The sequence below is a fragment of the Pseudomonas glycinis genome, from assembly GCF_054871425.1.
The window spans coordinates 91,100-110,595 of the sequence record NZ_JBTYHF010000009.1 but is presented as its reverse complement, the minus strand read 5'-3'; the positions used below and the strand labels follow the sequence as shown (position 1 = coordinate 110,595).

Here is a 19,496-nt window from a genome sequence, read left to right as displayed (position 1 = left end):
CTGGAATAATAAAATGAAAAATAATAATAGCCTGCTGCGCCACTTACCCTGGCTCGTGCTGGCAATCGTAGGAGCGTGCGCCCTTGGCGTAGTGGCATTGCGCCGCGGCGAGGCGATCAACGCCTTGTGGATTGTGGTCGCTGCCGTGGCCATTTATCTGGTTGCGTACCGTTACTACAGTCTGTTCATCGCCAACAACGTGATGCAACTGGATCCGCGTCGGGCCACCCCCGCCGTGCTCAACAACGATGGTCTGGACTATGTGCCGACCAACAAACACATTCTTTTCGGTCACCACTTCGCGGCCATCGCTGGCGCGGGGCCACTGGTCGGTCCGGTGCTGGCGGCGCAGATGGGGTATCTGCCCGGCACACTTTGGCTGATTGCCGGTGTGGTGCTGGCGGGCGCGGTGCAGGACTTCATGGTCCTGTTCATGTCGACCCGACGCAACGGCCGTTCCCTGGGCGATATGGTGCGTGAAGAAATGGGCCGGATTCCTGGAACCATTGCACTGTTCGGCTGCTTCCTGATCATGATCATCATCCTCGCGGTGCTGGCGCTGATCGTGGTCAAGGCCCTCGCCGAGAGCCCGTGGGGCATCTTCACCGTGATGGCGACCATCCCGATCGCGATGTTCATGGGCATCTACATGCGCTACATCCGCCCGGGCCGCATCGGCGAAATCTCCGTGGTCGGTGTATTGCTGCTGCTCGGTTCGATCTGGCTGGGCGGGCAGATCGCTGCCGATCCGGTATGGGCCAAAGCCTTTACCTTCACCGGTGTGCAGATTACCTGGATGCTGGTCGGCTATGGTTTCGTCGCTGCATCGCTGCCGGTCTGGCTGATCCTCGCGCCACGCGACTACCTGTCGACCTTCCTCAAGATCGGCACCATCGTCGCCCTGGCGATCGGCATCCTGATCACCATGCCCGAGCTGAAAATGCCGGCGCTGACCCAGTTCGTCGACGGCACCGGGCCGGTGTGGAAGGGCGGTCTGTTCCCGTTCCTGTTCATCACCATCGCCTGCGGCGCGGTATCGGGTTTCCACGCACTGATCTCGTCGGGCACAACGCCTAAGCTGCTGGATAACGAAACCAACGCCCGCTACATCGGTTACGGCGGCATGCTGATGGAATCGTTCGTGGCGATCATGGCCATGGTTGCCGCTTCGGTGATCGAGCCGGGTGTGTACTTCGCCATGAACAGCCCGGCCGCAGTCGTCGGCAGTGACGTCGCTTCGGTGGCGCAGGTTGTCACCAGCTGGGGCTTTGCGATCACACCGGAAGCGCTGCAAGCGGTTGCCCATGACATCGGCGAAACCACCATTCTGGCTCGCGCCGGTGGTGCGCCGACTCTGGCGGTCGGTATCGCGCAGATCCTGCACAGTGTCCTGCCGGGTGAAAACACCATGGCGTTCTGGTACCACTTCGCGATCCTGTTCGAAGCGCTGTTCATCCTCACCGCTGTGGACGCCGGCACCCGTGCCGGGCGTTTCATGCTGCAGGACCTGCTCGGTTCCTTCGTACCAGCGCTCAAACGCACCGAATCGTGGGGCGCCAACCTGATCGCCACCGCCGGTTGTGTGGCGATGTGGGGCTGGTTGCTGTATCAGGGCGTGATCGATCCACTGGGCGGCATCAACACCTTGTGGCCATTGTTCGGCATCTCCAACCAGATGCTCGCCGGTATTGCGCTGATGCTCGGCACCGTGGTCCTGATCAAGATGAAGCGCCAGCGCTACATCTGGGTCACCCTGTTGCCGGCCACCTGGCTGTTGATCTGCACCACCACTGCTGGCTTCATCAAGCTGTTCGACGCCAACCCGGCGATCGGCTTCCTGTCCCTGGCCAAGAAGTACAGCGATGCGCTGGCCAACGGTCAGGTGCTGGCGCCGGCGAAAAGCGTCGAGCAGATGCAGCACGTGATCTTCAACGCCTACACCAACGCCACACTCACCGCGCTGTTCCTGTTCGTGGTGTTCAGCATTCTGTTCTATGCGCTCAAGGTCGGCATCGCCGCCTGGGGCAAAAAAGAGCGTACGGATAAAGAATCGCCATTCCAGGCCCTGCCGGATGCGTAACCAGAGGATTGCAGCATGTTCAATGACCTGAGTCGCCTCGGTAAATACCTCGGTCAGGCCGCGCGCCTGATGGTCGGCATGCCCGACTACGACACCTACGTCGAGCATATGCAAACCAAACACCCGGACAAACCGGTGATGAGCTACGAGATGTTCTTTCGCGAACGTCAGGAAGCCCGTTACGGTGGCAAGGGTGGGCCGAAGTGCTGTTGAGCTGACAGCATCAGGTTGAGGTAATCCCTGTGGGAGCGAGCCTGCTCGCGAATACGGAGTGTCAGTTGATGAATGATTTGACTGACACACCGCTTTCGCGAGCAGGCTCGCTCCCACATTTGTTTTTGTGTTCTTTTCAGGAGATCGGGTTTTGTCTTCTCCCATTCCGGTAACGGTCCTCAGCGGTTTCCTCGGCGCCGGCAAGACCACCTTGCTGCGCCATTTATTGAAAGCCGAGCACGGCCTGAAAATCGCCGTGATCGAAAACGAATTCAGCGACGCCGGCATCGACACTCAGTTGCTGGGTGACGAGCCGGTGCAAGTCATGACCCTGGCCAACGGCTGCGTCTGCTGCACCATTCACACCGACCTGACCAAGGCGCTGTACTTGCTGCTCGAGCGCCTGGACAGCGGCGAGATCGCCTTCGATCGTCTGGTGATCGAGTGCACCGGTCTCGCCGATCCGGCACCGGTGGCGCAGACCTTTTTCATCGACGAAGAGCTGCGCGAGCGTTATCTGCTCGACGGCATCATCACCCTGGTCGACGCCGCTCACGCTGACGTGCACCTGACCCAGACCATCGCCCAGGCGCAGATCGGTTTCGCCGATCGCTTGCTGGTGAGCAAGACCGATCTGGTCGATGAACCGACGTTCACTGCGCTGAGCGAGCGCCTTACGCGAATCAACCGCCGCGCGCCGATCCGCGTGGTCGAGCATGGCAATATCGATCTGGCTGAACTGCTGGATGTGCGTGGTTTCAACCTCAATGCTGACCTGGGCGGCGGTCTGAGCCTGCGTCCGGTGAGCAAGGCGCCGTCGATCGATCGCATCTCCAGCCTGGTGTTGCGCACCGATCAGGCGCTGGATATCGATCAGCTCAGCGAGTTCATGAACGAACTGCTGGAAGAGCACGGCAAGCAGTTGCTGCGCTACAAAGGCGTGCTGAACATTGCCGGCGAAGATCGGCGGTTGGTGTTTCAGGGTGTGCTGAAACTCTATGGTTTCGACTGGGACACCGAATGGGCCGAGGGCGAGGCGCGCGAGAGTGTGATCGTGTTTATTGCCGATGACTTGCCGGAAGAGAAGATTCGGGTGGGGTTTGCCAGGGTTGCAGCGCAACAAGCCTGATAATTTCAACAGCTCAAAAGGCCTCTTCGCGAGCAGGCTCGCTCCCACAGTAGAACGCATTCTGTCAGGAGGAATGCAATCCACTGTGGGAGCGAGCCTGCTCGCGAAGGCGGTCTAACCGACAGCACAATGCTCAAGGTCTGGACCGAGCAGTTTCTGCTCAAGATGATCCAGATGCCGATTCATCAACATGCCGGCCTTGGAAACATCACCTCGCTCCACAACCTCAACCAGCGCCAAATGCTCCTGCCATGCGCAACAGCTTCGCGTCGAAGCCTCACTCCGCGCAATCGCCAACGACGTCAAGGGCACCAGACTGCGCAGAAAATGCGCCAGCGGCAGATTTCCCGCCATCCGTGCCAATTGCAGATGAAACTCCCCCGACAACCGAATCGCCGCCCCGCGCCGAGCCTGCTCGATGGCGCGCTTCTCGCGCTCTATCAACGTGCGCAAACATTTCAGATCGTCTGGCTGCGGACGCTGACAGGCCAACCGCACCAAGGTGTGCTCAGCCAGCCGTCGCGCATGCAAGGTCTGCCGGATCAGCTCCCGATCAGGCGCGGCCACTCGTGGTCGATGATTGGCGCGCAATACCACGATCTGCTCGTGGGACAACTGCGTCAGCACCCGTCGTACATCGGCGCGGCTGGCGCTGAACATCGCCTTCAGGCTGTCTTCGGTGAATCGACTGGCTTCATCAATTCGCTGTTCGAGAATCGCGTCGAACAGTCGCGGATACAGGTCTTCCGTCGGCGTGCCCAGGCGAGAGACGGGCAGGGCGGTCGAATTGGCATGCGAGGCTGAAGCAAAACTGTTCATGGCCGTTCTCCTGGCAAATCAGGTGGGCAGGTTGTCGTCCGGGATGTTCAGCTCAACGCCCATGCGCTGGCCTTCGCGCAGAATGTGCCGACGCATTTCGGCGCTGGCCTGAGCGCTGTTCTTGCTGCGGATCGCGCGGACTACCGCTTCGTTTTCTTCCAGGCGTTCGGCCAGATGTTCCGGGGAATTGCGCAATACCTCGGCGCTTTGCTTGAGGGCGTTGCTGGTCTGCTGTACCACGCTCTGGAAAATCGGGTTCGAGGTCAGCGTGAACAGTTCTTCGTGGAAAGCGATGTAGGCACTGACTCCGGCCTCACTGTCACCGGCCTCGAGGGCTTCGCGCATGTCCATCAGGGTCAGGCGCAATTGGCCGACTTCCTTGCTGCTGATCGATTGCGCGACCAGCCCGACGATGAACGGCTCAAGGGTGTAGCGCAGTTGCAGCACGTCTTCGAGACTGGCGCTGGCCACCGCGCTATCGTGGCTCTGGCTCTGGCTCTGGCTGTCGCTGAGTTGTGCGTCGAGGACGACTACGCCTTTGCCCGGCATCGAGCGCACCAGGCCGAGGGTTTCGAGGACGATCACCGCTTCGCGCAGGCTCGGTCGGCTGATGCCCAGCTGTTCGGCCAGTTCGCGCTGGCCCGGCAGCATGTCGCCGGAGCGCCATTGCCCTCGAGCCAACGCGGCGCGGAGTTTTTCCACCACTGAATTGACGACGGTTGAAGTTGTAATCACGTATTGGCTCCCTGCGCCGTGCCTGCATATTGGCAGGCACGGCACTCATTCAGAATTCTTTCGCCGCCGCCTGAGCGACGGTTTTTCGCGGTTGAAAGTTATAGCCCTGCTCACCGTTGAGCACCTTGTTCGCGCGCTGTACATCGATGTCCTTTTCCCAGCGGGCGATGGCCACGGTGGCGACGCAGTTGCCGATCAGATTGGTCAGCGCGCGACCGATGCCCATGAACCAGTCCACGGCCAACACCAGCACCAGACCAACCACGGGAATCGCCGGGATCGCCGTCAGCGTCGCGGCGAGAATCACCAGCGCCGAACCGGGAATGCCGTGGGCGCCTTTGGAGGTGATCAGCGACACCAGCAGAATGGTCAGCAAATCGGTCATCGCCAGTGGCGTGCCGGTGGCGTTGGCGATGAACACGATGGCCAGGGTCAGGTAGATCGAGAAACCGTCGAGGTTGAACGAGTACCCGGTCGGGATCACCAGACCGACCGTCGAGCTGCCGATACCGAGGTGTTCGAGCTTGCGCATGATCTGCGGCAGTACGGCGTCGGAAGAGGCGGTGCCCATGACGATCAGCAGTTCTTCCCGCAGGTACTTGAGCAGCGGCCACATGCGCAGACCGGAAACGCGCATCACCAGACCGAGGATCAGCGCGACGAAGGCGACGCAGGTCAGGTAGAACAGACCGACCAGACTGCCCAGGTGCTGCAACGAATCCAGGCCGTATTTGCTGGTGGTGAAGGCGATGGCGCCGAACACGCCGATCGGCGCCAGACGCACGATCATGCCCATGATGCGGAAGATCACGTGGCTGAGTTCGTTGATCAATCGCGAAATCCCGGAAGCCGCTTCGCCAACCAGATTCAGCGCACTGCCGAACAGCACCGAGAACAGCAGCACTTGCAGAATATTGTTGTCAGCGAAGGCACCGATCACCGAGGTCGGGATCAGGTCCATCAGAAATTGGGTGGTGGTGTGCATGTGCTGGCCGCGCTCGGCGAGGTCGCCCATGTCGGCGCTGGAGAGTTGCTCCAGATGAATGTTCGCGCCGCTGCCAATGCCGGTGCTGAAGGCGAACACCAGACCGATCACCAAGGCGATGGTGGTCAGCACTTCGAAATAGATCACCGACTTGAGGCCGATGCGCCCGACCTTCTTCAGATCGCCCGCGCCGCTGATGCCGCTGACCACCACACAGAACACGATCAGGCCAATGAGCATCTTGATCAGTTTGATGAAGCCATCGCCGAGCGGTTTCAGCTGGGCGGAGTATTCAGGAAGGGTCAGCCCGCAGACGATGCCGAGCATCAGTCCGAGAACCACTTGAAGGAAGATTGAACGCGAGCACCATCTGAGCATGGGAGGAATCCTGGGTCGGTGTCCTGGCTGCCGTACGCGTGGCGCAGCGGATTCAGGACTTAATTATTGTGGTCTTACCGGTATGTCCAGTGCAGGCGCAGTCTAGGCGCAGGTTTTCCCGGATCGCAAGGGAAAATTAGAAAATTGGCATGACCGGTCTTACCAGTTGTCTGGATGGCCCGGTCTTGAGCATTTGAGAGAAAAATTGGCGGCTACGCCTTTTTTCGTGGGCGGGGTGTGAGTCACGTTTTGATGACTGGTACATGCCTTTCGACGATGCTCAGGATGAAAGTGATCTTTGAACGTTCTTCGGTTTTGCCCAGATAGACGTAAGGCAGACTTGTGATTTTTATACCGCCCAGATAGGCATGATTTTTCAGTTTGAGAGAAACAGCTGTATGTACACCCGTTAAGTTGTCCAGCGTAATAGCGGTGCCGCTATGGTCGACGAGAATAAACGTAGTCAAGTTGTCAGTGTCTGGCTTGACGGCCTCGACGGTGTCCAGCCAGTGATTGCTGATCACCTGATTGAAATAGTTGCCCTGGTTTTTCACGGTGAGGATGTAGCCGTCAGGGGTATGACCGAAATGCAGCTTCAGCGGTTTCATCCGGCCGCTCTGCTCGTTGCTCCGGATGCCGAGCAGGTGGGACTGATCCCGTGTTTGCGGGCGTCCGGTATAGAAACCGCCGCTGAACAGACTGATGGTAGCCATCGCCGGTTTGCCGTACAGCTGTTCAAGAAAGCCGACCCTGTGGTCGAACATTCTCAGCGTTGCGATGAAAGATTTTTCGATATTGCTCGTCATGATGAAATCCATTTATCAAGTCGGGTTTCAGACTAAGCGGTTTTCATTTATGGCGGTTTGCATGTGTGTTGCAAGAGTTTGGTTTGAACAACGAGATGAACAATCCTGCTGGACGGGATTAGCAGGTTGCTGCTTTATTCGGGTGGTATTTTTTTATTGAATTCATGGCAATAAAAAACCGGCCATCGTGGCCGGTTTTTTATTGCGGATTAACGAGGCATCAAGCGCCGTACACCGGCAGTTTCTTGCAGATGGCTTTGACTTTCTCGCGAACGGCGTCGATCACCGCTTCGTTGTTCAGGTCAGCCAGGATGTCGCAGATCCAGCCGGCCAGCTCTTTGCACTCGGCCTCTTTGAAACCGCGAGTGGTCACAGCCGGAGTACCGAAGCGCAGGCCGGAGGTGACGAACGGCGAGCGTGGATCGTTAGGCACGGAGTTCTTGTTCACGGTGATGAACGCTTTGCCCAGAGCGGCGTCAGCGTCTTTGCCGGAGATGTCCTGCTTGATCAGCGACAGCAGGAACAGGTGGTTTTCAGTACCGCCCGAAACCACGTCGAAACCGCGTGCGATGAACACTTCGGCCATGGCCTTGGCGTTCTTCACCACTTGTTGCTGGTAAGCCTTGAACTCAGGCTGCAGCGCTTCCTTGAAGCAGATCGCCTTGGCCGCGATCACGTGCTCCAGCGGGCCACCCTGGGCGCCCGGGAATACTGCGGAGTTGAGCTTCTTCTCGATCTCGGCGTTGGCACGGGCCAGGATCAGACCGCCACGTGGACCGCGCAGGGTCTTGTGGGTGGTGGTGGTCACGACGTCGGCGAACGGCACCGGGTTCGGGTACACACCCGCGGCAACCAGACCGGCGACGTGAGCCATGTCGACGAACAGGTAAGCGCCAACCTTGTCAGCGATTTCGCGGAAGCGCGGGAAGTCGAGGATCTGCGAGTAGGCCGAGAAACCGGCAACGATCATTTTCGGCTTGTGCTCGACCGCCAGGCGCTCGACTTCGTCGTAGTCGATCAGGCCGTTGGCATCGATACCGTATTGAACGGCGTTGTACAGCTTGCCCGAGGAGGAAACGCTGGCGCCGTGGGTCAGGTGACCACCATGGGCCAGGCTCATGCCCAGAATGGTGTCGCCACCTTGCAGCAGAGCCAGGTAAACAGCGGCGTTGGCCTGGGAACCGGCGTGCGGCTGAACGTTGGCGTAATCGGCGCCGAACAGTTCCTTGGCGCGGTCGATGGCCAGTTGTTCAACCACGTCCACGTATTCGCAACCACCGTAGTAACGCTTGCCCGGATAGCCTTCGGCGTACTTGTTGGTCAGGACCGAGCCTTGAGCTTCCATCACCGCTGGGCTGGTGTAGTTTTCCGAAGCGATCAGCTCAATGTGTTCTTCCTGACGCTGAGCTTCTTGCTCCATGGCGGCAAAAAGGTCGGCGTCGTACTTGGCAATAGTCAAATCACGGCTGAACATGGCGGTCCTCAAGGATCGGGGGCAGAAAAGGGGGGCATTCTAACCCAACCGCTTTTGGATGACATATGAAACGACGTCATGTCGCAGACAAGTGGCGTTCATGACAGATGTGCGGTGCTTTTGCCGGCCCCTTCGCGAGCAGAGGGGCATTGATCGTTCCCACGCTCTGCGTGGGAATGCAGCCCGTGACGCTCCGCGTCAACTGCCGAAGCGGACGCAGAGCGTCCAGTGAGGCATTCCCACGCGGAGCGTGGGAACGATCGAAGGCTGCGATCTTTTCGGGCGCGCCGCAGATCGTCAGTCGAACATGAACAGCGCGTCGTTACAGAACTGCGCTTCAAACCGTCCCGCCGGCATCGGCCGGCCGAACAGATATCCCTGCACCTCATCGCAGCCATGCTCACGCAGGAAGTCCAGTTGCTCATGGGTTTCCACACCCTCGGCGATCACCGCCAGGTTCAGGCTGTGGGCCATGGCGATGATCGCCCGGGCGATCTGCGCGTCCTGTTCCCCGGACGGCAGGCCGTCGACGAAGGTGCGGTCGATCTTCAGCACGTCGATCGGGAATTGCTTGAGGTAGTTCAGCGATGAATAACCGGTGCCGAAGTCGTCGACCGCGATGCTCAGGCCGAGGTTTTTCAGCCCGGCAAGAATCTGCATCGCCTCGCTGACTTCGCGCATCAGGATGCTTTCGGTCAGTTCCAGCTCCAGACACGCCGGCGGCAGGCCGGTTTCGCGCAGGATCGTCGCGATTCGCGTGCCCAACTGGCCGTCGGAGAACTGCCGTGCGGAAATGTTCACCGACACCTTCGGCACCCGCACCCGTTGCTGGTGCCAGGTTTTCAGCTGTCGACAGGCCTCGCTGATGACCCAGTCGCCAACGTCCACCACCAGACCGAGCTCTTCCAGCACCGGAATGAAATCCCCCGGCGGCACCAGCCCACGACGCGGATGGCGCCAGCGCAGCAGCGCTTCGGCGCCGGTCAGGCGCTTGCCGTCGCCACTGAACTGCGGCTGGTAATACAGGACGAATTCGTTCTGCTCCAGCGCATGGCGCAGATCGCTTTCCAGTTCCAGACGCTCCAGCGCACTGGCGTTCATGTCGGCCTGATAGAACTGGAAGTTGTTCTTGCCGCGCTCCTTGGCGTGGTACATCGCCGTGTCGGCGTTCTTCATCAACTGGCTGAGTTCGTTGCCGTCCTGCGGACTCAGGGCGATGCCGATACTGGCGGTGACGAAGAACTCGCGGCCCTCGAGCACGAACGGACGCACCAGGCTGGCGAGAATCTGCTCGGCGACATGAATCGCCCGGTTCAGCGCCAGTTCGCGGTTGGAGCGATGCTGCAGCAGCAAGGTGAATTCGTCGCCGCCCATGCGCGCCACGGTGTCATCGTCATCGACGCAGGCCAGCAGGCGCGTGGCCATGTCCTTGAGCATGCGGTCACCGGCGGCGTGGCCGAGGGAGTCGTTGATCGGTTTGAAACGGTCGAGGTCGAGGAACATCAGCACCACCCACGACTTCTGCCGTTCGGCCGCTTGCAGCGCGGTGTGCAGACGATCCTGGAACAGCGTGCGGTTTGGCAGGTGGGTGAGGGCGTCGTAATAGGCGAGGCGGTGGATGCGCTGCTCGCTGGCCTTGCGCTCGCTGATGTCGCTGAAGAAACACACGTAACTGGCCAGATCGCCCTCATCGTCGAGCACGGCAGTAATGCCGACCCACGCCGGGTAGTGCTCGCCGTTACGGCGCTTCATCCATACTTCGCCTTCCCAGGTGCTGTGCTCGTGCAACTGCTTGAGCACGTAGCGCAAGTGCGCGTCCTGCTGCTCGTCGACGGTGAGCATGTTCGGCAACTGGTCGAGCACTTCGCCGACGCTGTAGCCGCTGACCCGACTGAAGGCTTCGTTGGCCTGAACGATATAACCGGCCGGGTCGGTGATCAGGATCGCCGAGGTAGAGTGCTCGAATACCGTGGCGGCCATGCGCAAATCTTTTTCGGCACGGCGCTGCTGGCTGATATCGCGGCCGACGCCGAGCACGCCTTCGAACGCGCCGTGTTCGTCCCAAACCAGCACCAGGCGCAGTTCGATCGGAATCTTGCGGCCATCGGCACGCAGGCAATCGAAGAGGAACAGCTGCGTTTGCACCTGGCTGCGCAGCAATGCCAGTTGCTCGGGCTTGTCCAGCGCCTTGCTGACGCGGTCCATCAGCACATGAATGCCGTTCAGTTGCCCGGGATTGGCGATGATCGATTGCCAGCCGTTCTGGAAGATCCATTCGGCGTTGTAGCCGAGCACGGCCTGCACCGAAGGGCTGACGTAGTTCAGCGAGAGCTTGCTGTCGGTGGAGAAAATCACGTCGCTGATGCTTTCGGCGAGCATGCGGTAGCGCTGCTCGCTGTCACGCAGCGATTCGCTCGCCTCAATCTGTTCGGTGATGTCCTTGGCCACGCCGATGATCCGCGTGACCTGATCATGCTTGTCCCGCGCCAGCGCCTGTTCACGGATGTCGAAGCGCCGCCACTTGCCGTCGCGATGGCGGAAGCGCAATTGGCATTGCAACAACTGGCTGTAACCGGCGTGACGCTGCAACTGCCGCGAGCGATGGTAATAGTCGGCGTCTTCCGGATGCAGAAGGATTTCCCAGAAGTATTCGCCCATCTGATGCAGTTCAGTGCGGTTGTAGCCCAGGGTCTGGCCGAGGTGGTGGTTGCTGAAAATCATCCGCTGGCTGATCACGTCCTGCACATACAGATGATCGGGCACGGTGCGCACCACGTCCGACCAGAAGCCTTCACGCTCCAGCAGCGACAGCTCGATCAGCTTGCGGCTGGTGATGTCGTTGATGCTGAGAATCACCGCTTTATAGTCGTGCTGCTCGCTCGGCAGGCGCAGGACCATCCACAGGTGCTGGTCGCGGCCATTGCTGTTGGGCAGTTTGATCTCCAGTTCCAGCTGCTTCTGCTGCTGCAGGACGGCGTCGAGGATCTGCTGACCGATCGCGCACTGCGGATGGCGCTGGCCATCGATCAGCAGTTGCCAGGCATCGTCACAGGAGTGCACATCGAGCAGTTGCAGGGCGACCTGATTGACCTCGGTGACGCGCATTTCCGCGAGCAACTGCTGGCGCTGCTGCGGTTGGTCGAGCCAGGCCTTGAGCTGGTCGCTGGTCTGGATCTGCGCCTTGTCGAACGTCTGCTTGAGGCCGGACAGGTCGAGTACGCACAAGGCCACGCCGGTGCCTTCGAAAATATCCTGATAACGCCGCCGGCCTTCATGCACCTGGCGCTGACGCCGACGCATGTTCAGCAGCGCGATCACCGGCAACATCGAGAACGCCAGGCCGAGCAGGCATTTGCCGATGAACGCCGGCAGCAACTCTTCCAGTACGCGCTGGCGGTCGAACAGCCCGCGCAATTGCCAGTCGCTGCTGCTCAGCGGCACGGTCAGCACGGTATTGGCGACATCGTCGGGCGTCAGCCCACCAGCCTTGACCGAGGGCAGCCCGGCGTCGCGGCTGATGATCTGGTGATTGAGGCGGTTTTCCACCAGCCACAACGGGCGCAGGGCGGTGGCGTCCTGTTTGGTCAGCGAGTCGAAGAAGGTTGGCGTCAAACGCAAGGCCCAGTAACCGCGACTGCTGCCGCTGGCCTGATGCAGTAGCAGATGCACCACCGAGCCGTCATCGGCATTGCTGAAGTAATGCGCCTGGGCACGGCTGCGGCGCACCAGTTCAGTCAGGTAATCGGCGTCGGAGCTGTCGGTGGCGCTGTCGCTGATGATCCGGCCGGAGGGCGAGAGCAGGGCCATGCTGCGTAGATCTGGCAGCGAGCGTTGCAGTTTGCGCAGGAGCATCTGCTGTTCGTCGGCGGTTTGCGGTTGTTCGACGATCGGTAGCAGATTGAGGGCGATTTGCGCGTTCAGCGCCATGTTCAGGCTGACCTGGGCGGCGAGGTCGGCGGTGTAGTCGATGGTGTATTGGCGCTGATTTTTCTGAGTTTCGCGCAATTGATCGAGCAGTTGCCAGAACAGCAACGCGAGCAATAACAGCACGAGGGTGGCCAGCGCACCCTTTAATGTTCCGCGCAGGGGCGAGCCGGGCGCCGGTGGGGTGCTGCTCACAGAGGCTGGCGGAGTGACATTGGTCAAGCTGTGATCCTGCGATTTGGCTGGACTGGCGCGACGTGCACTATAAGCCGGACGCCCGAAGGGCGGCTAGCATGCCTTGACTCGTGGCGAAGTGCCAGCCCCTCTCGGCTGGACTGCCTTCCAGCATTAAGGTAGCTTTGCCGGTTAGACCGGGGGCGTTCCAGCCCCTACAATCAGACTTTTTCCAGCGCGCACGCATTGATTGCGATCAAGTGAACGACGCGCACAGTCTGGCCAGGCATCGCCTGCGCTCCAATCATTCATCTGTCACTGACCCAAGGTTCTCCATGGCTCAATACGTCTTCACCATGCATCGGCTGGGCAAAGTTGTTCCGCCGAAGCGGGAAATCCTCAAGAACATTTCGCTGTCCTTCTTCCCCGGCGCCAAGATCGGCGTGCTCGGCCTCAACGGTTCGGGTAAATCCACGCTGCTGAAAATCATGGCCGGCGTCGACACCGAGTTCGAAGGCGAAGCCCGTCCGATGCCGGACCTGAACATCGGTTACCTGCCGCAAGAGCCGCAGCTCGACCCTGCCAAGACCGTGCGTGAAGTGGTCGAGGAAGCGGTCAGCGTGATCAAGGATGCGCAAGCGCGTCTGGACGAGGTCTACGCGGCCTACGCCGACCCGGATGCCGACTTCGACAAGCTTGCCGCTGAACAGGCCAAGCTCGAAGCGATCCTGCAGGCCAGCGATGGCCACAACCTCGAGCGCCAGCTGGAAGTCGCCGCCGATGCGCTGCGTCTGCCGGCCTGGGACGCGAAAGTCGAACACCTGTCCGGTGGTGAAAAGCGCCGTGTCGCCCTGTGCCGTCTGCTGCTGTCCGCGCCGGACATGCTGCTGCTCGACGAACCGACCAACCACCTGGACGCCGATTCGGTGGCGTGGCTGGAGCATTTCCTCCACGACTTCCCGGGCACCGTGGTCGCGATCACGCACGACCGTTACTTCCTCGACAACGTCGCCGGCTGGATTCTGGAACTCGACCGCGGCGCGGGCATTCCTTACGAGGGCAACTATTCGGGCTGGCTCGAAGCCAAGTCCGATCGTCTGGCCCAGGAATCCAAGCAGCAGTCGGCTCATGAAAAAGCCATGAAGGAAGAACTGGAGTGGGTGCGCAAAGGCGCCAAGGCCCGCCAGTCGAAATCCAAGGCACGTCTGCAACGCTTCGAAGAAATGCAATCGCAGGAATTCCAGAAGCGCAGCGAGACCAACGAGATCTACATCCCGGCCGGTCCACGCCTGGGTGACAAGGTCATCGAGTTCAAGAACGTCACCAAGGGCTACGGCGATCGCGTGCTGATCGACAACCTGTCGTTCTCCATGCCGAAGGGCGCCATCGTCGGCGTGATCGGCGGTAACGGTGCCGGTAAATCGACGCTGTTCCGCATGCTGATGGGCAAGGAAACCCCGGATTCGGGCAGCATCGAAATCGGTGAAACCGTGCAGTTGGCCTGCGTCGACCAGAGCCGCGAAGACCTCGATGGCAGCAAGACCGTGTTCCAGCAGATTTCCGACGGTTCCGACCAGATCCGCATCGGCAACTACGAGATCCCGTCGCGTACCTACGTCGGTCGCTTCAACTTCAAGGGCGGCGATCAGCAGAAGTTCGTCAAGGATCTGTCCGGCGGTGAGCGCGGTCGTCTGCACCTGGCGCTGACCCTGAAGGAGGGCGGCAACGTCCTGCTGCTCGACGAACCGTCCAACGACCTCGACGTGGAAACCCTGCGTTCGCTGGAAGAAGCCCTGCTGGACTTCCCGGGCGCGGCGATTGTGATCTCCCACGATCGGTGGTTCCTTGACCGTGTCGCCACACACATCCTGGCGTACGAAGACGACTCACAAGCGGTGTTCTTCGAAGGCAACTACACCGAGTACGAAGCCGACCGCAAAAAGCGCCTCGGCGAAGCAGCGGCCCAGCCACACCGGGTACGTCACAAGAAACTGGCCTGATTCGGGTTGGTTGCACAAGAGCGGAGCCTTCGGGCTCCGTTTTTTTGCCCTGGGTTTTTCCTGATAAACCGAGTTGCGGCTTTCGCGAGCAAGCTCGCTCCCACAGGAGAATGCATTTCAAATGTGGGAGCGAGCTTGCTCGCGAAGACGGTGTAACTGTTGGTGCAAGTCTTGGATCTGAACTCCCCACTCAGGTGCAAAAACGGATCAAAAACCCCTTGGATTTATATCCTGTGCACCATTTAATTTCATAACTGCGACATCTTGCTCTGTTCCTGTGCGCAATTCGTTTGTTACAGTCCGGCCCAATCTCCTCCAACGACAATAAATTTGCCGAGACTTTGCCCATGATCGAATCCGTCGAATCCTTCCTAGCGCGCCTGAAAAAACGCGACCCGGACCAACCCGAATTCCACCAGGCTGTCGAAGAAGTCCTGCGCAGTCTTTGGCCGTTTCTCGAAGCCAATCCGCATTACCTGACTTCAGGCATTCTCGAGCGTATCTGCGAGCCGGAGCGCACGCTGGTTTTCCGGGTGTCGTGGGTCGACGATCAGGGCAAGGTCCAGGTCAATCGCGGCTTCCGTATCCAGATGAACAGCGCCATCGGCCCGTACAAGGGCGGCTTGCGTTTTCATCCGTCGGTGAACCTCGGCGTGTTGAAATTCCTCGCCTTCGAGCAGACCTTCAAGAACTCGCTGACCTCCCTGCCCATGGGCGGCGGCAAGGGCGGTTCCGACTTCGATCCGAAGGGCAAGAGCGATGCTGAAGTCATGCGCTTCTGCCAGGCGTTCATGAGCGAGCTGTATCGCCACATCGGTGCCGACGTTGATGTGCCGGCCGGTGACATCGGCGTCGGTGCGCGGGAGATCGGTTTCCTTTTCGGCCAGTACAAGCGCCTGAGCAACCAGTTCACCAGCGTCCTCACCGGCAAGGGCATAACCTACGGCGGCAGCCTGATTCGCCCGGAAGCCACCGGTTTCGGCTGCGTGTACTTCGCCGAAGAAATGCTCAAACGCCGCGGGCAGAGCGTGGAAGGCAAGCGCGTGGCGATTTCCGGTTCCGGCAACGTCGCGCAGTACGCGGCGCGCAAAGTGATGGACCTGGGCGGCAAAGTGATTTCCCTCTCCGATTCCGAAGGCACGCTGTACTGCGAAGCAGGACTGAGCGAAGCACAGTGGCTGGCGCTGCTGGAGCTGAAAAACATCAAGCGCGGGCGCATCAGCGAACTGGCAAGCGCCCATGGTCTGGAATTCCGCGCCGGCCAACATCCGTGGTCGCTGCCGTGCGACATCGCGCTGCCCTGCGCGACGCAGAACGAACTCGACGCCGAAGCCGCGCGCACGCTGCTGCGTAACGGCTGCGTCTGCGTGGCTGAAGGCGCGAACATGCCGACCACGCTGGCGGCTGTGGATATCTTTATCGAGGCCGGCATTCTGTTCGCACCGGGCAAGGCGTCGAATGCCGGCGGTGTTGCCGTGAGTGGTCTGGAAATGTCGCAGAACGCCATGCGCCTGCTGTGGACCGCGGGCGAGGTCGACAGCAAGCTGCACGCGATCATGCAGTCGATCCACCACGCCTGCGTGCATTACGGCGAAGACAACGGTCAGATCAATTACGTCAAGGGCGCGAACATTGCCGGCTTCGTCAAAGTCGCCGATGCGATGTTGGCGCAAGGCGTGGTTTAAGCCGGTTCGATGCGGATCACTTCGATCAGTTGATCGCCGGCAGGTCGCTGCCATAGCACTTCATCGTTGAGCCGGGCGCCGAGCAGGGCCCGGCCCAGCGGTGAGGCCCAGTTGATCAGGCCCTGACTGGCGTTGGCCTGATCCTCGCCGACCAGTTGCACGCGGTGTTCAGTGTCGTGTTCATCGGCAAAAGTCACCCAGCTACCGATCTGCACCTTGTCGGTGGAGGTCGCAGCGACTGCGACTTGGGCACTGCTCAGGCGTTGAGTGAAATAGCGCAGATCCCGTTGCAGATCGGCCAGACGTTGCTTGTCGGCTTGCTCGCCCTTGGCCGTTTGCTCGGCGTGCAGGCTCTGCAACTCGGCGACTTTCGCCTGCAACTGCGCCAGACCTTGCGGGGTGACGTAGTTGGGCTGCGTGCTGACCTGACGTTCGACCGGCTGATCGGCCTGCGCGGCGGCGTTGTCTTCGTTGACGAATGCGCGACTCATGAAGTCCTCCTGTTAAAGGATTTGGGCCATGGTTGCCGGCATTTGGTTTCAACGGATGTCTGCAAGCGACCTATTGCGAGCGATAGGCCCGCCCGATGTCCTGGTCCTTCTGCTGCTGCCAGGCGCGTTCGCGTTCGTCCCAATGCTCGTTGCGATATTGCTCGCGATCCCTGTTTTCGAGCATCGCCTGACATTGGCGGAAGCCGTCGACCCAGCCGTCGGCGTATTGCTGATCCTTGAGATAGCGCGGCACGTTCTTGCGAAACTCGCCGCTGATCGAGCCCGCCGCTTGCCGGCCGCTGACGCAACCGTCATCGAAACCGTCGGCGAAGGCCGGTGGATAACCCTTGGCGATCAAGTCTTCATGGGTGGTCTGGCAACCGCCCAGCGCCAATACAACGGCCAACAATCCCACGCACCGCCACATCGCACTCTCCCGCGCCGGTTTTCGGCTGATACGGGAAGTCTAGAAGGCGATTCATGAGGCGGCTGTCGAAGGCCTGTGAAAAATCCATTGCACACCACAAAGCACCTGTGGGAGCGAGCCTGCTCGCGAAGGCGTCGTGTCAGGCAACACTACTATTGACTGAACCACCGCTTTCGCGAGCAGGCTCGCTCCCACAGGAAGATTTACACAGGCTCGGGATCAGTAGTGATACCACTTCACTTCCAGCATGACTTCCGTTTCCGGGCTGGCGAGCTGGCTGAATTCGCGCTGCGCGCTCAGGCGCAAACCGAGGTTGCGCGACAGTTCCCACTGCTGATTCAGGCTCAGGCTGCGGCGCACTTCACCGTTGAAGAAGTAGTCGCCCTTGGCTTCCAGGCTCAGATTGCCCAGCGGGTTTTTCCATAGCACGCCGGTGTTGAAGCCACCGGCCGGGGAAACAAACTCGGCGAAGTCGTTGTTATGTTCCACGCGCACCGTGCCCAGCGCAAAGCCGAGCACGTCTTCGCCCAACTGCCACGTGCCGCCGCCGCCACCGTTGACATGGCTGACCAGCGTTTCGTCGTCATGCTTGCCCGGCACGCGCTCAAGGCCACCGGTGACTTGCCACGACAATGGTTGCAGCAGCTCGTTGCGCGGGGTCAGCGAACGAATGGTCGCCAGGTCCAGTTGCTGCAACTGCCAGTCATTGCCTTCGTATTGGCGCAGCTTCAGTTGCAGGATCTCGATCTGCGCGCCGAGAGGAAAGCTTTCGGCGTTGTCATTGAGGTCGTGATAAGCCATGCGCAGGCCATATTCGCCGAACGCGCGATCGCCGCGCGTACCGAGGCCGGCCTGCCAGGTGCGGGACTCGTGGCCATCTTCGGGCAGACCGGGTTGCGGTATTTCCAGCTCCGGCGCCGGGTTCTTGTTGATCGCCCGCAGCAATTCGAAACTGCGCTGCGCTCGTTGCGGGTCGCGCTCCTGACCGTTGGCGCGGTAGCGCTCCAGACGATAGGCGGCGTCAACGATCAACGCCTGACGTGCGCGCGGCAGCGCTTTGAACGTTGGCTCTTGCAGGACTTTTTGATCGGCGCTGACCTTGAGCACCCATTGTTGTTCGTCATCGCTCAACGGTTCGGCGCGGCTGAGCAGTTCACGTTCGCGGGATGGGCGATATTCGATTTGTTCGACCAGCCCGGCCTCTTTCACCGCTTTGACGGTGTCGGTGGGGATTGCGGTCAGCGGGAATTGCTCGGTCAGGCGCAGGCTCGGCCGCGCGACTTGCAGCAACTCGAGCAAGCGATAGGAGCAGTTTTCGTCGAAGAAGAAATAATCGAACTGGATCTGCTTGAGCTCCCACACATGTTCGACCATGCGTGCGGTTTCTTCCTGAGTCAGGTTGAGGCGGTATTCCCACAGATCGCGGTTTTCCAGGCTGCGGTATTCCGACAGTTTTTCCTGATACGGCACCAGCGCGAACAGCCCCGGGTAGCCGCCCATCAAGCCTTTCCAGGCATACAGAATGCTGTTGTCCGAGCCTTCGATGTAGGCACCGAAGTTGATCGCGTAGCTGAGCAGCGAAGTCTTGTCGGCCTGAACGTCCGCCTGATCGATGCGCAGCAGGGTGTGGCCGAACATCGACGACGGGCTGTTGAGATACGCCGCCGGGAAAATCATCACCGCACTGTGCGGCGAGACGTCCTTGAACCATTGCTTGTATTCGGCGCATTCCGGCGCTGGCAGGTCAGCGAGATTGAGCTGCGCTTTCAGCCAGCGCGTGCGCGCGGGGTATACGCATTGTGCGTGTTGCTCGCCGAGGCTGGCCGGGGCGTACAGCGCCTGCACGGTGGCGGCCAGTTCGCGGTCCGGATGCTCGTTGCCGTCGGGGGCGAGAAAGAACTTCTTGTCGCTGACATAGCTGCGCCAGCCGCCGAGTTTGGCGGTTTCGTAATGACCGAGGGAAATCCAGAAGCGGTCGTTGGCCAGTTGCTGCAAACGTTGAGGATCGATGTGAGGCGCGGCGGACAGCGGGGCGCAGACACAGAGCGCCAGCCAGGCAAGGCGTTTGAGCATAGGTGGCAACTTAAGTCGAAAGAAAACAAATCCCGGATCGGGGGTAATCACACACCCTGTGGCGAGGGGATTTATCCCCGCTGGGCTGCGAAGCGGCCCCATA

Annotated in this window: 14 protein-coding genes; 5 read left to right on the top strand and 9 right to left on the bottom strand. The window is 60.3% G+C overall.

The window, feature by feature from the left end; all coding sequences use genetic code 11:
• Window positions 1-13 precede the first annotated feature (13 nt).
• The 3 genes from ACYSTU_RS21185 (at window position 14) to yjiA (ending at window position 3,422) form a co-directional block, all read left to right on the top strand.
• Window positions 14-2,080, top strand: coding sequence for a carbon starvation CstA family protein (locus tag ACYSTU_RS21185; RefSeq protein ID WP_016773099.1), 2,067 nt, complete (start codon window positions 14-16; stop codon window positions 2,078-2,080).
• 15 nt (window positions 2,081-2,095) lie between these two features.
• A complete protein-coding gene (locus ACYSTU_RS21180; protein ID WP_003228401.1) occupies window positions 2,096-2,293 on the top strand; it encodes a YbdD/YjiX family protein in 198 nt (65 codons plus the stop codon).
• A gap of 151 nt (window positions 2,294-2,444) precedes the next feature.
• Entirely contained in the window at window positions 2,445-3,422 is a 978-nt protein-coding gene (gene yjiA / locus ACYSTU_RS21175) for a GTPase (protein ID WP_122610942.1), read from the top strand.
• Window positions 3,423-3,536: 114 nt separating this feature from the next.
• On the opposite strand, the gene ACYSTU_RS21170 is transcribed toward yjiA, so the two are convergent.
• The 6 genes from ACYSTU_RS21170 to morA all read right to left on the bottom strand — a co-directional run bounded on the left by ACYSTU_RS21170 (window position 3,537) and on the right by morA (window position 12,765).
• Window positions 3,537-4,241 (bottom strand): GntR family transcriptional regulator, encoded by a 705-nt coding sequence (locus ACYSTU_RS21170; protein WP_499001420.1) that lies wholly within the window; start codon window positions 4,239-4,241, stop codon window positions 3,537-3,539.
• Window positions 4,242-4,259: 18 nt separating this feature from the next.
• On the bottom strand, window positions 4,260-4,976 hold the full coding sequence (locus ACYSTU_RS21165; RefSeq protein ID WP_258717374.1) for a FadR/GntR family transcriptional regulator: 717 nt from the start codon (window positions 4,974-4,976) through the stop codon (window positions 4,260-4,262).
• Window positions 4,977-5,025: 49 nt separating this feature from the next.
• Window positions 5,026-6,339: a C4-dicarboxylate transporter DctA gene (locus ACYSTU_RS21160; RefSeq protein WP_110603140.1), complete on the bottom strand. Its 1,314-nt coding sequence runs from the start codon at window positions 6,337-6,339 to the stop codon at window positions 5,026-5,028.
• A gap of 242 nt (window positions 6,340-6,581) precedes the next feature.
• Window positions 6,582-7,145, bottom strand: coding sequence for a hypothetical protein (locus ACYSTU_RS21155; protein WP_366300587.1), 564 nt, complete (start codon window positions 7,143-7,145; stop codon window positions 6,582-6,584).
• Between the two features lie 220 nt (window positions 7,146-7,365).
• Window positions 7,366-8,619 carry a serine hydroxymethyltransferase gene (gene glyA / locus ACYSTU_RS21150; RefSeq protein ID WP_016773106.1) on the bottom strand — a complete coding sequence of 418 codons (1,254 nt, stop codon included), beginning with the start codon at window positions 8,617-8,619 and terminating at the stop codon, window positions 7,366-7,368.
• A 297-nt stretch (window positions 8,620-8,916) separates the two neighbouring features.
• Window positions 8,917-12,765 carry a cyclic di-GMP receptor MorA gene (morA, locus tag ACYSTU_RS21145; RefSeq protein WP_122881721.1) on the bottom strand — a complete coding sequence of 1,283 codons (3,849 nt, stop codon included), beginning with the start codon at window positions 12,763-12,765 and terminating at the stop codon, window positions 8,917-8,919.
• A gap of 287 nt (window positions 12,766-13,052) precedes the next feature.
• On the opposite strand from morA, the gene ettA reads away from it, so the two are divergent.
• Both ettA and gdhA read left to right on the top strand, forming a co-directional pair.
• Window positions 13,053-14,717 (top strand): energy-dependent translational throttle protein EttA, encoded by a 1,665-nt coding sequence (gene ettA / locus ACYSTU_RS21140; RefSeq protein ID WP_016773108.1) that lies wholly within the window; start codon window positions 13,053-13,055, stop codon window positions 14,715-14,717.
• Between the two features lie 347 nt (window positions 14,718-15,064).
• Complete coding sequence (gene gdhA / locus ACYSTU_RS21135; protein WP_136494053.1) at window positions 15,065-16,402, top strand: NADP-specific glutamate dehydrogenase; 1,338 nt, start codon at window positions 15,065-15,067, stop codon at window positions 16,400-16,402.
• On the opposite strand, the gene ACYSTU_RS21130 is transcribed toward gdhA, so the two are convergent.
• From ACYSTU_RS21130 to ACYSTU_RS21120, 3 genes are all read right to left on the bottom strand, one after another.
• Window positions 16,399-16,893 (bottom strand): GreA/GreB family elongation factor, encoded by a 495-nt coding sequence (locus ACYSTU_RS21130; RefSeq protein ID WP_136494052.1) that lies wholly within the window; start codon window positions 16,891-16,893, stop codon window positions 16,399-16,401. The two genes, gdhA and ACYSTU_RS21130, sit on opposite strands and share 4 nt — an antisense overlap.
• A gap of 70 nt (window positions 16,894-16,963) precedes the next feature.
• Window positions 16,964-17,320: a hypothetical protein gene (locus ACYSTU_RS21125; RefSeq protein ID WP_499001413.1), complete on the bottom strand. Its 357-nt coding sequence runs from the start codon at window positions 17,318-17,320 to the stop codon at window positions 16,964-16,966.
• A 219-nt stretch (window positions 17,321-17,539) separates the two neighbouring features.
• A complete protein-coding gene (locus ACYSTU_RS21120) occupies window positions 17,540-19,393 on the bottom strand; it encodes an Lnb N-terminal periplasmic domain-containing protein (protein ID WP_499001410.1) in 1,854 nt (617 codons plus the stop codon).
• Window positions 19,394-19,496 lie beyond the last annotated feature (103 nt).